Origin of the sequence: Enterovirga sp., assembly GCF_035325185.1 — a bacterium.
Classification (GTDB): Bacteria; Pseudomonadota; Alphaproteobacteria; order Rhizobiales; family Beijerinckiaceae; genus Enterovirga.
In genome coordinates, this window is record NZ_DAOLAJ010000016.1 from 41,624 (window position 1) to 53,414 (window position 11,791).

The 11,791-nt window shown below is 68.8% G+C and carries 14 protein-coding genes and 1 pseudogene; 8 read left to right on the forward strand and 7 right to left on the reverse strand.

All coding sequences use genetic code 11. The features are described 5' to 3' along the window. The coding region (locus PKD06_RS05265; protein WP_324378302.1) for a rhodanese-like domain-containing protein at positions 1-248 on the reverse strand (248 nt) is incomplete at its 3' end. A gap of 66 nt (positions 249-314) precedes the next feature. Here PKD06_RS05265 and PKD06_RS05270 point away from each other — a divergent pair. Both PKD06_RS05270 and PKD06_RS05275 read left to right on the forward strand, forming a co-directional pair. Beyond that, positions 315-1,022 (forward strand): DUF599 family protein, encoded by a 708-nt coding sequence (locus tag PKD06_RS05270; RefSeq protein WP_324378304.1) that lies wholly within the window; start codon positions 315-317, stop codon positions 1,020-1,022. After that, positions 1,022-1,309, forward strand: a complete 288-nt coding sequence (locus PKD06_RS05275) for a DUF3253 domain-containing protein (protein WP_324378331.1) — start codon at positions 1,022-1,024, stop codon at positions 1,307-1,309. The genes PKD06_RS05270 and PKD06_RS05275 overlap by 1 nt, the downstream gene beginning before the upstream one ends. Here the strand turns inward: PKD06_RS05275 and PKD06_RS05280 are convergent. From PKD06_RS05280 to PKD06_RS05300, 5 genes are all read right to left on the reverse strand, one after another. Then, positions 1,302-2,108 carry a YdcF family protein gene (locus PKD06_RS05280; RefSeq protein ID WP_324378305.1) on the reverse strand — a complete coding sequence of 269 codons (807 nt, stop codon included), beginning with the start codon at positions 2,106-2,108 and terminating at the stop codon, positions 1,302-1,304. The genes PKD06_RS05275 and PKD06_RS05280 overlap by 8 nt on opposite strands. A 9-nt stretch (positions 2,109-2,117) precedes the next feature. Further along, positions 2,118-2,819, reverse strand: coding sequence for a ribonuclease activity regulator RraA (locus PKD06_RS05285; protein ID WP_324378307.1), 702 nt, complete (start codon positions 2,817-2,819; stop codon positions 2,118-2,120). 131 nt (positions 2,820-2,950) lie between these two features. Then, positions 2,951-3,376: a type II 3-dehydroquinate dehydratase gene (gene aroQ, locus PKD06_RS05290; protein ID WP_324378309.1), complete on the reverse strand. Its 426-nt coding sequence runs from the start codon at positions 3,374-3,376 to the stop codon at positions 2,951-2,953. Between the two features lie 4 nt (positions 3,377-3,380). Further along, a complete protein-coding gene (locus PKD06_RS05295) occupies positions 3,381-4,217 on the reverse strand; it encodes a MipA/OmpV family protein (protein WP_324378311.1) in 837 nt (278 codons plus the stop codon). Positions 4,218-4,361: 144 nt separating this feature from the next. Continuing rightward, positions 4,362-5,498, reverse strand: a complete 1,137-nt coding sequence (locus tag PKD06_RS05300) for an amidinotransferase (RefSeq protein WP_324378313.1) — start codon at positions 5,496-5,498, stop codon at positions 4,362-4,364. A 172-nt stretch (positions 5,499-5,670) separates the two neighbouring features. Here PKD06_RS05300 and PKD06_RS05305 point away from each other — a divergent pair, with 172 nt between their 5' ends. From PKD06_RS05305 to hpnK, 4 genes are read left to right on the forward strand one after another with little or no spacing between them, the layout of a single operon-like run. Further along, entirely contained in the window at positions 5,671-6,696 is a 1,026-nt protein-coding gene (locus PKD06_RS05305; protein ID WP_324378315.1) for a flippase-like domain-containing protein, read from the forward strand. Next, positions 6,693-7,838 carry a bacteriohopanetetrol glucosamine biosynthesis glycosyltransferase HpnI gene (gene hpnI / locus PKD06_RS05310; RefSeq protein WP_324378317.1) on the forward strand — a complete coding sequence of 382 codons (1,146 nt, stop codon included), beginning with the start codon at positions 6,693-6,695 and terminating at the stop codon, positions 7,836-7,838. The genes PKD06_RS05305 and hpnI overlap by 4 nt, the downstream gene beginning before the upstream one ends. Further along, positions 7,838-9,271 carry a hopanoid biosynthesis associated radical SAM protein HpnJ gene (gene hpnJ, locus PKD06_RS05315; RefSeq protein WP_324378333.1) on the forward strand — a complete coding sequence of 478 codons (1,434 nt, stop codon included), beginning with the start codon at positions 7,838-7,840 and terminating at the stop codon, positions 9,269-9,271. The genes hpnI and hpnJ overlap by 1 nt, the downstream gene beginning before the upstream one ends. Positions 9,272-9,319: 48 nt before the next feature. Then, the gene (gene hpnK / locus PKD06_RS05320) at positions 9,320-10,156 is read left to right on the forward strand and encodes a hopanoid biosynthesis-associated protein HpnK (protein WP_324378319.1); all 837 of its coding nucleotides are present in this window, start codon (positions 9,320-9,322) and stop codon (positions 10,154-10,156) included. A gap of 6 nt (positions 10,157-10,162) precedes the next feature. On the opposite strand, the gene PKD06_RS05325 is transcribed toward hpnK, so the two are convergent. Further along, a complete protein-coding gene (locus PKD06_RS05325; protein WP_324378321.1) occupies positions 10,163-10,477 on the reverse strand; it encodes a DUF2853 family protein in 315 nt (104 codons plus the stop codon). Positions 10,478-10,678: 201 nt separating this feature from the next. On the opposite strand from PKD06_RS05325, the gene ispH reads away from it, so the two are divergent. Further along, a complete protein-coding gene (ispH, locus tag PKD06_RS05330) occupies positions 10,679-11,641 on the forward strand; it encodes a 4-hydroxy-3-methylbut-2-enyl diphosphate reductase (RefSeq protein ID WP_324378323.1) in 963 nt (320 codons plus the stop codon). Positions 11,642-11,664: 23 nt separating this feature from the next. Next, positions 11,665-11,791: pseudogene (locus tag PKD06_RS05335) on the forward strand (hopanoid biosynthesis associated radical SAM protein HpnH); the annotation flags it as partial.

Sequence of the window (11,791 nt, forward strand, 5' to 3'; positions counted from 1 at the left end):
TCCTGCGCGAAGACGGGCTTGTGATAGGGGCTCTCGGGATCGATCCAGAATTCGAGCATGCCGCGCGTGCAGTGGAAGGCGCCGGGGACCCGGCCGTCGCGCTCGAGTTCCCGCGGATCGCGGATGTCGACCAGCACCGTGTCGTCGCGGCCGACGAGCTTGACCGCCTCCGCGGCGGGGATGGTCTCGACCCGCTTGTTGGCATCGTCGACCATGGCCTTGTAGCCGCGCTTGATGGTCTGGGGCATGGCGACATTTCCTCTGTCTCAAAAGAGCGATAAGGCGTGTCGCGCCACGGAGGTCAACGGGCCGCCATGCCGTTCGATGGATTCACGATCGTCGACTATATCGCGCTGGCCTGCTTCGTCGGCGCCTGGCTCGCCTATTACCTGGCGGTCGAGCGCACCGCGGTCGGCTCCATCAGCCTGAACCGGCTGATGAACCGCCACCGCTATCGCTGGATGCGCGTCCAGGCTGGCCGCGAGAACCGGATCATCGACGCCAATATCAACTCGTCGCTGCAAAACGGCACGGCGTTCTTCGCCTCCACCTCCCTGATCGCGATCGGCGGCTCCCTCGCCCTGCTGCGCTCCCCCGACGAGGTCCTGGGCATCTTCGCGCACCTGTCCGTGGGGGGAACCGCGGCGCGCGGCGCCTGGGAGCTGAAGGTGCTCGGCCTCACGGTGATCTTCGTCTACGCCTTCTTCAAGTTCTCCTGGTCGTACCGGCTCTTCAACTACGCGGCGATCCTGATCGGCGCGGTGCCGGAGAAGAAGGAGGGCGACGAGGAGGCGATTCTGGTCGCGTCCTGGCGCGCGGCTTCCATGAGCACGGTGGCGGGCCGCCATTTCAACCGGGGGCAGCGGGCCTTCTTCTTTTCCCTCGCCTATCTCGGCTGGTTCATCAGCCCCTATGTGCTGATCGCGACGACGGGCTTCGTACTCTACGTCATGTGGCATCGGCAATTCGCCTCCGATGCCCTCGCGGCCCTCGCGCGCGGCCCCTGGCCGGACCCGCCGTGATGGAGGAGCCTCGCGGACTGCCGGGCGAGGAGGAGATCGGCCGCGCGATCCTGGACCTCCTGGCGGCGCGCGCGGGAGGGGGGACGATTTCGCCCATGGACGTGGCCCGCCTGCTCGCCGGCAAGGATCCGCAAGCCTGGAGCCGGCTGATGCCGCGCGTCCGCCGGGCCGCGATCCGGCTGATGAAGGAGGGCCGGGTGGAGATTCGGCGCAGGGGCGGCGCGGTCGACCCGGACGATTTCCGGGGCACCTATCGCATCGGCGGGGTGGAGGGGAAGGTCAGGTAGGGCCCGGCGCCGGGAAGAGGGCGCTGCTGCGGCCCGTCAGGCGGTAGACGAGGAGCCCGATCCATTCGCGCAGGCCGAGATCGACGCGATCGAGCCCCGAGGCGATCGAGGGCTCGGAGCGCCAGCGCCGCTCGCGCGAGGTGCGGTAGTCGACCGGGTAGGGCACGACGTCGATCGTCGCCGCGCGGAAGGCGCCGACGGCGCGGGGCATGTGCCAGGCCGAGGTGACGAGAAGCCAGCGCCCGTCCGCGTCGGGAGGCAGGAGCGGCTTCGTGAGCCGGGCGTTTTCCCAGGTCGTGCGGGAAAGCCGCTCGTAGGTCACCCGCGCGGGCTCGAGGCCCAGCACCGCGCCGAAGCGCGCCACTGCGGCCGCCTCGGCGACCTCCTCGCCGAGAACGGATCCGCTGCCGCCGGTGAAGATCAGGCGCAGGCCGGGCTTGCGGCGCGAGAGATCGGCGAGGGCGATGAGACGCTCGGCCGCGTCGCCGACGACGAGCTGGTGGCGGTCGAAGGAGAGGTTCGGGAAGGCGGCGCCGCCGAGCACGATCACGCCGGCAAGCGGCTTGCCGTCCTCCTCGTAGGGCGGAAAGCGGTCCTCCAGGGGAAGCAGCAGCCAGGTGCCGACGGGCCCGAGGCCGCAGATCGCCAGGAGGATCAGCGAGCCGAGGCCGAGCCGCCTGCCGAGGCGGGCGAGCCGCGGCTGGCGCGCCAGGGCCAGGATCGCGCCGAGAATCGCCAGCGTGACCAGCAGGTTCGAGGGCGTTGCGAGGAGCCAGAGGAGCTTGGAGAGTACGAACACCTCCCCGTCTCACCCCTTCTTGCGGTCCGCCTCGAAGCGCGCCTTGGCCTCCTCGTTCGGCGGATAGAGGCCGGGCAGCGGGACGCCGCGCTCGACCTCCTTCATGATCCACATTTCGAGCAGTTCCTGCTCGGGGCCGAGCCTGGCCACTTCCTCGACCAGCTTCTGCGGGATCACCACCGCCCCGTCGCCATCGGCCACGATGACGTCGCCCGGGAAGATCGCGATGCCGCCGCAGCCGATCGGCTCGCCCCAGCCGACGAAGGTCAGGCTCGACACCGAGGGGGGAGCGGCGATGCCGGCGCACCAGATGGGCAGGCCGCTCGCCTCGCAGCCGATTCCGTCGCGCATGACGCCGTCCGTCACGAGCGCGGCGACATTGCGCTTCTTCATGCGGGCGCACAGGATGTCGCCGAAGATGCCGGCATCGGTGATGGCCATCGCGTCGGCGACGGCGACGACGCCCTCGGGCATGGCCTCGATCGCGGCGCGGGTCGAGATGGGCGAGGACCAGGATTCGGGCGTCGCGAGATCCTCGCGGGCGGGCACGAAGCGCAGCGGGAAGGCGGGACCGACGATCCGCTCGGAGGCATGGAAGGCCGGGCGGGGCCCGTGCAGCCACGTGCGACGCACGCCCTTCTTCAGGAGAATCGTCGTGACGGTGCCGGTCGAGATCGCGCGGAGCGCGTCGGCGATGGCCTTGTCGAGCATGGATCTGTTCTCCGCGGATCGGCGCGCGATCACGCTGGTCATTGCGTGCCGGCCCCCTCCGCGCAAGACAGGATCGAGGCGAGGCGGAGCATTTCGCCGGGCCCCGGCGCGTCGGGGCGCCGAGGCCGTTCCTATCCGGCGAGCAGCGCCTCGAGCGCGAGTTCGTAGGAGAGCGGGCCGAAGCCGGCGATCACGCCCCGGCAGACCGGGGCGATCAGCGAGCGGTGGCGGAAGGATTCGCGGGCGTGGACGTTCGAGACATGGACCTCGATCACCGTGGCGCCCGAGCCGGAAATCGCGTCCCGGAGGGCGATCGAGGTGTGCGTGTAGGCGCCCGCATTCAGGATCACGCCGATTCCGTCGCAGCCGGCCTCCTGGATCCAAGTGACCAGCTCGCCCTCGTGGTTCGACTGGCCGAAGGCGAGCTCCGCCCGCTCGCCCGCCCGCTCGCGCAGGCGCGTCTCGATATCGGCGAGCGTCGTCGCGCCGTAGATTCCGGGCTCGCGCGTGCCGAGCAGGTTCAGGTTCGGGCCGTTGAGCACCAGGATCGAGCGCACGGCCTCACCACCAGGGCGTGAAGCCGAACGAATAGGAGACCTTCGCGCCGAAGGTGTACTGGTCCTTCGAGCCGATCCGGGTGACGATGGGGCTGTCGGCGGCATCGCCCGTGAGGCGCTTGTAATTGATGTAGCCCGTCGTCGACCAGGTGTCGTTCCACTGATAGGTGACCGCACCCGTGAAGCCGGCCCCCGTCCGGCCCCCGCCGGCGCTGTAGGGGGTGACCAGCCCGTTCAGGGCGGCCTCGTCCGGCCTGACGCCGAACAGGCGGTCCGTATAGCGCTTGTCGCCGAGATAGAGGCGCGGGCCGATCGAGAGGACGAACTGTCCGAAGGGCTGGACGTAATCCACGCCGACGAGCCCGGTGAAACCCGAATCGTCCCGGAAGCCGTGCCGCACTTCCACGCGGGCCCGGATGAAGGAGACGGGCCAGTATTCGACGAAGACGCCCGATTCGATGTCGTAGTTCAGCTTGCGGAGGCCGAAGAGCAGCTTGTCGTCCGCCAGGTAGCGGCCCGCCTGGAGGCGGAAGACCGCCCCCGCCCGGAAGGTGGGATTTTCGAGGATCGAGATGGAGATGCCGTCATCGGGCGCCGCGAATCGCGCGGGCTCGCCGGCCCGGCGGAAGCTCAGCGAGGGAAAGCCCGCCCCCGACAATCGGTCCGAGCCCGCAAAGCTCGGGCTCACGATGCCGTTCGCGTTCAGCGTGACGATATAGGTATCGCTGGTCGGGGCCGGCGCGCTCTGCGTGTTCGCCCGCCAGTCCTGCTGTGCGAGGGCCGGGCCGGCGCACAATGCCGCAAGGCAGGCTGCCGTCCCGCTTTTCCACCCAATCGCCACCCGCATTCTCCGCAAAAAGATCATGACGGCACTAGGCCGCAATCTGGTGAGTGAAGCGTTAGCGTGATCCGGCCTTTCGCCACAATGGCGCGGCGCCTTCCGCCGGGCGATCCCCCCTCTTCTGTGCTCTTGCGACATCAGGTGTCAGCAATAGCTCTCCAGGGTGCCGCGCCGGCGCGTGTCCAGCGTGGCGCAGTGGAAGGCGCCGCCGAAGGGGCCGTAGGCCAGGAAGGGACAGGGGATCGGATCGAAGCCCCAGTCGCGCAAAGCCTTGACGAGGGTCGGCTGGGAGGCGTCGACGACGACCTTGGTCGGCGAAAGCGACAGGACGTTGATGGAGGTCCAGGGCGAGCACATGGAGATCCTGGCCATGATGCCGGTCTGGGGATCGGGCCGGGGCGCGACGAGGATGTCCCAGCTTTTCAGGGCCGCCGGCAGGTTCTCGATGTCGCAGTAATCCGGGTTCACGAGCACCTTGCCGGGCGCCAGCGGCATGAAGGTCGAATCGATGTGCATCGGCTGGCGGCACAGGCTCGGGATCTCGTGGATGCGGAAGCCGTCGCCCAGATGCCGGCGCAGCCACTCGACGCCGAATCGGTTCGTCACGTTCGAGATGGTGACGAACAGGTCGCGCCCGCAGCGCACGAAATCGGCCGCGTCGAAGACGGGCTCCCATTCGTTGATGGTGTAGCGCATCGGCTCGCCCTCGGCCGGGATGCGGTAGTCGTGGTGATAGAGGTCGTCGAGGAGCTGGGGCCGGGGTGCCGAGGTCCAGCGGGCGCCGGCCTTGAAGTATTCCTTGAAGAGGGAGCGATAGGCGTCCCCCTCGAAATAGCGCGTACGCCAGCACATCGGGCTTTCGATGATCTCGTCGCCCACCACGAGATAGCCGTCGCGCGGGCAGGCGGTGCAGAAACCGCGCGAGGACCAGGCCGGCGTCCTGAACCTGCGCTTGAAGTCGACGACGTCCGGCCGGCGCACCTTGACGCCTTCGCCTTCCAGGATGGCGATGAAGCCGTCCAGCTCCTTCTGGGCGAGCTTCTTCATCCAGGCCGGATAGCGGTAGCCGCCGACGAAGCGGTACAGCTTGGCGGCAAGGGGCGGCAGGTTGAAGGTCACGGTGACGTGGTCGGAGGGAATGGTCGCGCCCTCCAGGCGGCCCACGATCACCTCCTCCAGCGGATCCCACTCGTTCCAGGAATTCACCCCCGCGGCATGCGCCTCCTGCCGCCCCGGGGCGGCAGGAGCGTTTCGCGGCAAGCGGTCCGGGGTCGTCAGCATGGCGGGTCGCGTCTCTGGGGGGTACTCTGGCGTGCGATCGTCCCTATCTGTCTCCGAAGACCATCTCAACCGCGGCGGCGTAGCGCGGATCGCCGCGCGGCGAGGCGGATCGCGTACCGCCGCCCCGTCGCATTTCCTTTCCCCGGACGCGAGGCTTCGCTATGGGCTCGGCATGACGCGTATCGCCCTCGTTGCGGGCATTCTCGGCCTGACCCTTCTGGGTGTCCTCCTCGCCCTGTCGGGGCTGGACGACGTGGCGCAGGCCGTCGCGGCGGCCGGATGGGCGAGCGCGGCCGTCGTCGCGGTGCGCGCGGTGGTGCTGGTCGCGGCCGGGATCGGCTGGTACCTGCTCTTTCCGGTCTCGCATCGCCTGCCGCTGCGGATCGCACTGCTCCTGCGCTTCGTCCGCGAGGGCGTGAACCAGCTCCTGCCGGTGGGGCAGGTCGGCGGAGACGTGGTCGGGGCGCGGCTCGCTACGTTCTGGCGGATGGATGGCGCCGTCGCGGGCGCGACCACGATCGCCGACGTCGCCATCCAGGCGGCGACGCAGGCGGCCTTCGCCCTTCTCGGCGTCGGCCTCCTCGTCTGGCTGGAGGGAGACAGCGCCATCGTCCGCTACGCGGCCGGCGGCGTCGCCGTGGCCGCCTTGCTGATCGGGGCCTTCTTCGTGGCCCAGGCCCGGCTGGGCTCGCGGCTCCTTTCGGCAATCCTGCGCCGTTTCGGCGGCGAACGGATCGCGGCCGGGCTCGTGGACCGCCTCTGGAGCGGCCTCGCCAGGGTCTATGCCGAGCCCCGCCGCGTTGCCGCTTCGAGCCTCGTTCACATGGTTGGATGGCTCGGCGGTTCCCTGGAAGTCTATGTCGCGCTCCACGCCATGGGATATCCCGTCGGCCTCGCCGAGGCCGTCGTGATCGAGAGCCTGGGTCAGGCCGTGCGCGGCGCCGCCTTCGCGGTGCCGGGCGGCGTGGGCGTCCAGGAGGGCGGCTTCATCGCGCTTTGCGCCATTTTCGGCGTCCCGGCCGGGCCGGCTTTGGCCTTGTCGCTCGTCAAGCGGGTTCCCGATCTGGTGCTGGGCCTTCCGGGCCTCGCCGTCTGGCAAGTCCTGGAAGGACGGCACGCCTTGCGGCGCGACCGTCCGTCCTCCGAGGGCGTGGGGGCCTTGTCCGCGGCCCTTCCCGCGCGGGAGCGGCGCGGATGAGCGGGCCGGCTCTCCTGCTCGTGATCCTGGCCGGGATCGGGACCGGCTATCTCCTGCTCGCCGGGTTCTTCGTGCGGCGGCTGTCGCGGGCTCCTCCCGGGGAAGAAGCCGCCTCGCCGGGCGTGGCGATCCTCAAGCCGCTGCATGGCGAGGAGCCGGAACTGGCGGAGAACCTGAGGTCCTTCCTGCTCCAGAATTATCCGGGGCCGGTGCAGGTCGTGTTCGGCGTGCAGCATCCGGCCGATCCCGCCATCGCCGTCGTGCGCGGTTTGCAGGCGGCCTACCCGGATCGCGACATCGCGCTGGTGATCGACGGGCGGGTCCACGGCACCAACCGCAAAGTCTCGAACCTCATCAACATGGCCGGCCGTGTCCGGCACGACGTGATCGTCCTCGCGGATAGCGACATGCGGGCGCCGCCGGGCTATTTGCGGCGCGTCGTCGCGCTTTTAGGCGCTCCCGGCACGGGGGCGGTCACCTGTCCCTATCACGGCCTTGCGATCGACACGCTGTGGTCCCGCCTGACGGCGCTCGGGATCGATCGGCATTTCCTGCCCGGGATCGCCATGAGCGTCGGCCTCGGCGTCGGCCACCCGTGCATGGGCTCGACGATCGCGCTCCGGCGCGAGACGCTGGAGAGGATCGGCGGATTCGAGTCCGTGGCCGACGAGCTTGCCGACGATCACGTGATCGGGGCGCGGGTGCGGGGGCTCGGGCTCCGGGTGAGCGTCGCTCCTTTCACGGTGGGGCATCTGTGCCCGGAGCGGCGCTTGCGCGACCTTCTGCTCCAGGAACTGCGCTGGATGCGCACGGTGAGGCAGGTCGAGCCGGCCGGCCATCTCGGCTCTCTCGTCACCCATCCCTTCCCCTTCGCCCTGGCGGCTTTCCTGATCGAGCCCGGCCTCGCGACGGGCGCGGCCCTCGGCCTTGCGGCGGGGGCGGGTTTCGCTCTCTGCCTTGCCGTGGAGCGGGCCTTCGGATTAAAGCGACACCCTTACTGGCTCCTGCCGATGCGCGATCTCCTGTCCTTCGCGCTGTTTGCGGCGAGCTTCTTCGGCCGGGCGGTCAACTGGCGCGGCCGGGATTATGGGGTGGCGCGCTCGGGGGCGCTGCTGCCCAAGATGACGCGAGAGCCCACGTGATGCGCACGCTCTTCCTTCAGGCGCCTTCCTTCGAGGGGTTCGACGGGGGCGCCGGCTCGCGCTACCAGGCGCGGCGGGAGATCCAGTCCTTCTGGTATCCGACCTGGCTCGCCCAGCCGGCCGCGCTCGTCGAGAATTCCAAGCTCATCGACGCGCCGCCGCACCGCACGGGCCTCGCCGAGGTGGTGGCGCAGGCGAAGGATTTCGACCTCGTCGTGCTGCATACCTCGACGCCCTCCTTCGACAGCGACGTGAAGGTCGTCGAGGCGCTGAAGGCTGCCAATCCGGCCCTGAAGGCCGGGCTCATCGGCGCGAAGGTCGCCGTGCAGTCCGACGAGAGCCTGAAGGACGCTCCCGTCATCGACTTCGTCGCGCGCAACGAGTTCGACTTCACCATCAAGGACGTCGCGGACGGCCGCGATTGGTCCTCGATCCAGGGCCTCTCCTATCGCAATCGCGAGGGCGTCATCGTGCACAACGAGGAGCGCCCCGTCATGCACGACATGGATTCGCTCCCCTTCGTGACGCCGGTCTACAAGCGCGACCTCGTCATGGAGAAATACTTCATCGGCTACCTGAAGCACCCCTATATTTCATTCTATACGGGACGGGGCTGCAAGAGCCGCTGCACCTTCTGCCTCTGGCCGCAGACGGTCGGCGGGCACCGCTATCGCACGCGCTCGGTCGGCCACGTGATCGAGGAGGTGAAATACGTCCTCAAGGCTTTCCCCCAGATGAAGGAGCTGTTCTTCGACGACGACACCTTCACCGACGACCTGCCGCGCGCCGAGGCGATCGCGAAGGAATTGGGCAAGCTCGGCGTCATGTGGTCGTGCAACGCCAAGGCCAACGTGCCGCGCGACACGCTGAAGGTGTTGAAGGACAACGGCCTGCGCCTGCTCCTCGTCGGCTACGAGAGCGGCAACCAGCAGATCCTGCACAACATCAAGAAGGGCATGCGGGTCGAGGTGGCCGAGCGCTTCACGAAGGATTGCCACGAGCTGGGCATCGCCATCCACGGCACCTTCATCCTCGGCCTGCCCGGCGAGACGAAGGAGACGATCGCCGAGACGATCAAGTTCGCCACCCGCATCAACCCGCATACGATCCAGGTCTCGCTGGCCGCGCCCTATCCGGGCACCTTCCTCTACAAGCAGGCGCTGGAGAACGGCTGGCTCGACGCGCGGAACGCCGAGCTGATCAACGACAACGGCATCCAGATCGCCCCGCTCCATTACGAGCATCTGAGCCATACCGAGATCTTCAACTCGGTCGAGGAATTCTATCGGAAGTTCTATTTCCGCATCCCGAAGATCGCCTCGATCGTCGGCGAGATGGTGACCCAGCCCGACATGATGAAGCGCCGCCTGCGCGAGGGCGTCGAGTTCTTCCGCTTCCTCAAGGAGCGCCGCGGCGCCTCGCAGGCCGCGTGAGCCCACCCCGCCGCAGGCGGGGGGAGGGTGGAGCGGATGGCCGTCGCGATGCGTGAATCCGAGCGTTCGGCGGGAGGAAGGCGCCTCACCGTCACGGCCGACGATTTCGGCCTGTCGCCCGAGGTGAACGAGGCGGTCGAGCGCGCGCATCGCGAGGGCATCCTCACCGCCGCGAGCCTCATGGTGGCCGAGCCCCATGCCGCCGACGCCGTCGCGCGGGCCGGGCGCATGCCGAGGCTCGGCATCGGCCTTCACCTGACGCTGGTCGAGGGGAGGGCGATCCTGCCCCGTGCCGAGATTCCCGATCTCCTCGGCCCGGACGGCCGGCTGCGCGCCGACCTTGCGGCCTATGGCGCGGCGATCTTCTTCCGCCCCTCCGTGCGGCGGCAGGTCGCGCGCGAGATCGAGGCGCAGTTCGCGGCCTTCGCGTCGACGGGGTTGCCGCTGCATCACGTCGACGCCCACAAGCATTACCACCTGCACCCGACCATCGCCCGCCTGCTGCTGGAGATCGGACCGCGCTACGGCATGAGGCGCCTGCGCGTGCCGGTCGAGCCCGTCGAGATGTTGCGGCAAGTCGAGCCGGTGAGGCCCGGTCTCGAGGCGCGGCTCGCCGCTCCCTATGCCCGCGCCCTGCGCCGGCGGGCGCGGGCGGCCGGGATGGAGGTGCCCGACCGGGTCTTCGGCCTCGCCTGGTCGGGCGCGATGACGTCCGGGCGGGTCGCGGGGCTCCTGCGCCGCCTGCCGGAGGGGGATACGGAGATCTATTCGCATCCGGCCCTGGCGGGTGGCTTCGAGGGGGCGGCGCCGGGATATCTCTATGCCGAGGAATTCGCGGCGCTGATCGATCCCGAGGTCAAGGCCGCGGCGGGCGGGCCGGGATGAGCACGCTCACTCGAACATCCCGAGCTTTCCGTATCGCTCGGCGAGAAGATAATAGAAGGTGATGCGCGGCTTGTTGTGGTCGGCCTTCATGGCCTGGCAGGTCTCCTCGACCGCCTTGTCGAGATCGTCGCCCTTGAGGCCGAGCTTTCCTTCGAGGAAATTCTTGCGGACGGTCGCGCGCTCGTCCGGGTCGGAGCAGGCGACGTAGCGGGTATCCGGCTTCGACATGACGAGCCGGTAGGTCTTCTCGAGGCCGGCGAGGGCCTTTTCGTTGATCGGATTCTTGGCGAACTTCTTCACGTCTGCAAGATGATCGGACATCGGAGCGCCTTCGCGGGGAGCTGAATCCCCGGCGCAGTCTGGCGCAGCCTCATGCCGGCGTCCACGGGAGGAGAAGGAATTATCCTGTGCATGAGCCCCGTGCGTCCTCCGCCTCGACGTTGGGGGGGCTCTCGTGCCATACTGCACAGCAACACGGGCGGTTTCGGTCCATCACCCGGCCGGGGTTTCAAGGACGTCGAGATGAAGGTGATACTCGCGCAGCCGCGAGGGTTCTGCGCCGGGGTGGTCCGGGCGATCGAGATCGTCGAGAAGGCTCTCGAGAAATACGGCGCGCCCGTCTATGTCCGCCACGAGATCGTGCACAACAAATACGTCGTCGAGAGCCTGAAGGCGAAGGGTGCCGTCTTCGTCAAGGAGCTGCACGAGGTGCCGGCCGGCGCCGTCACGGTCTTCTCCGCCCACGGCGTCGCGCGCTCGGTCCAGGACGAGGCGAAGGCGCGCGAGCTGCCCGTCCTCGACGCGACCTGTCCGCTCGTCACCAAGGTGCACAACCAGGGCCGGCGCTATGTCGGCCAGGGCCGCACGCTCGTTCTCGTCGGCCATGCGGGCCATCCCGAGGTCGTCGGCACGCTGGGCCAGGTGAACGGGCCCGTCCACCTCGTCCAGACGATCGAGGATGTCGGCACGCTCCCGCTCCCGCTCGACACGCCCATCGCCTATATCACGCAGACGACGCTGTCGGTGGACGATACCAAGCACATCATCGACGAGCTGCGGGAGCGGTTCGACGACGTCGTGGGTCCCGATACGAGGGACATCTGCTACGCGACGCAGAACCGGCAGGCCGCCGTGCGCACGCTCACCGCCATGGTCGATGTCCTGCTCGTCGTGGGGGCGCGCAATTCCTCGAACTCGAACCGCCTGCGCGACGTGGGCGAGGAGGCCGGCGTGCCCTCCTATCTCGTCGATGACGGGAGCGAGGTCGATCCGGCATGGCTCGCCGGGGCGAGGACGGTCGGCCTGACCGCCGGCGCCTCCGCGCCGGAGGTTCTCGTGGACAGCGTCATCGATGCGCTGCGCAAGATCGAGCCGGTGGAGGTCGCCCTCCTCGACGGGACGGAGGAGAACATCACCTTCAACCTCCCCTTCCAACTGCGCCAGCAGACGCCCGCGCACGAGAAGGCCGCCCCGAGCGCGGCCTGACAACGAACGAGAGCGCAAAGAACGTGGGTATTCCTCTCCGCCAGGTCTTCGACGTCGGCACCTACGTGCTCAAGCAGCACCTGATGGGCCGCAAGCGCTATCCGCTCGTGCTGATGCTGGAGCCGCTCTTCCGCTGCAACCTCGCCTGCG

Coding starts and splice junctions, on each gene's coding strand:
- hpnJ (WP_324378333.1), top strand. CDS start 7,838: ATGCGCACGCTCTTCCTTCAGGCGCCTTCCTTCGAGGGGTTCGACGGG.
- PKD06_RS05285 (WP_324378307.1), bottom strand. CDS start 2,819: ATGCTCGACAAGGCCATCGCCGACGCGCTCCGCGCGATCTCGACCGGC.
- PKD06_RS05275 (WP_324378331.1), top strand. CDS start 1,022: ATGGAGGAGCCTCGCGGACTGCCGGGCGAGGAGGAGATCGGCCGCGCG.
- ispH (WP_324378323.1), top strand. CDS start 10,679: ATGAAGGTGATACTCGCGCAGCCGCGAGGGTTCTGCGCCGGGGTGGTC.
- PKD06_RS05325 (WP_324378321.1), bottom strand. CDS start 10,477: ATGTCCGATCATCTTGCAGACGTGAAGAAGTTCGCCAAGAATCCGATC.
- hpnK (WP_324378319.1), top strand. CDS start 9,320: ATGCGTGAATCCGAGCGTTCGGCGGGAGGAAGGCGCCTCACCGTCACG.
- PKD06_RS05300 (WP_324378313.1), bottom strand. CDS start 5,498: ATGCTGACGACCCCGGACCGCTTGCCGCGAAACGCTCCTGCCGCCCCG.
- PKD06_RS05305 (WP_324378315.1), top strand. CDS start 5,671: ATGACGCGTATCGCCCTCGTTGCGGGCATTCTCGGCCTGACCCTTCTG.
- PKD06_RS05270 (WP_324378304.1), top strand. CDS start 315: ATGCCGTTCGATGGATTCACGATCGTCGACTATATCGCGCTGGCCTGC.
- hpnI (WP_324378317.1), top strand. CDS start 6,693: ATGAGCGGGCCGGCTCTCCTGCTCGTGATCCTGGCCGGGATCGGGACC.